Origin of the sequence: Bartonella sp. CB10SXKL, assembly GCF_042195515.1 — a bacterium.
Taxonomy (GTDB): Bacteria; Pseudomonadota; Alphaproteobacteria; order Rhizobiales; family Rhizobiaceae; genus Bartonella.
The window spans coordinates 1-954 of record NZ_JBHION010000098.1 but is presented as its reverse complement, the minus strand read 5'-3'; the positions used below and the strand labels follow the sequence as shown (position 1 = coordinate 954).

Genomic DNA, 954 nt, shown 5'->3' with positions numbered 1-954 from the left:
TTTTTGCGGCTTTTTTGTGCCTTTTTTCGTTGCCGAGTTTTGCCCAAAACATTCGTGAGAAAGCGATTAATCAATCAGAGAGCATCCAACGACAACAAACGCAACAACAACGTTTTCAGCAATTACACCGTAGAAACGAAACCCGTGGGGTATTTTTGCCAGATGATGATACCACATCTCCCTATGGTGCTTCGTCTGGTACAACCTGTTTGCTGATCAAAAGCATTGAATTTGTTGGTGCTCAGTTGATTTCTCACACCGACCTTCATGAAGCCATTTCTCTTTGGGAAGGACGGTGTTTGGGGATTGCCGAAATCAATAAAGTGCTCAAAGCGGTGACCAAGCTTTATATGAAGCGCGGCTATATTGCAGTGCGGGCTTATTTGCCTGAGCAAGATTTAAGCGGCGGTCATCTCAAGATTGTTGTTGTTGAAGGTGTGATGGAAGATATTACCCTTGATGGGCATAAAGTTGGAAGGAAATCTCAAGGAGAAATCACCACGGCTTTTCCAAACCTTATTGGGAAGCCGACCAATCTGCGCCAGATAGAGCAAGGGCTTGATCAAATCAATCGGCTTTTCTCACGCCAAGCCACCATTAATCTTGGTGCGGGGAGCAATTCGGGTGGTTCGATACTCGATGTTCATATTGAAAAACAGAAACCTTGGCTTATTACGCTTTCCAGCGATAATCTTGGCGCTAAAGCAACAGGACTTTATCAGACGCGCTTGAGCCTTTCTTTTGATGATCTGTTAGGGATCAATGATCAATGGTCGTTTAGCTATCAGCGCTCCATGGATGGTAGTCCGTATCATTTTTCTCACAAGCGCCCCAATAGTGATACTCTAACGGGATCATTTTCTCTTCCCTATGGCACTTGGACAACAGGTTTTGATGGGACGTGGAGCCAATATCATTCGAGTGTTAAGGGGATATTTTCCGATATTATGACTG

Annotated in this window: 1 protein-coding gene; it reads left to right on the top strand. The window is 44.4% G+C overall.

The features are described 5' to 3' along the window. Positions 1 to 14: 14 nt before the first annotated feature. On the top strand, positions 15 to 954 hold a 940-nt coding region (locus tag ACFIK3_RS09645), incomplete at its 3' end, for a ShlB/FhaC/HecB family hemolysin secretion/activation protein (RefSeq protein ID WP_375676631.1).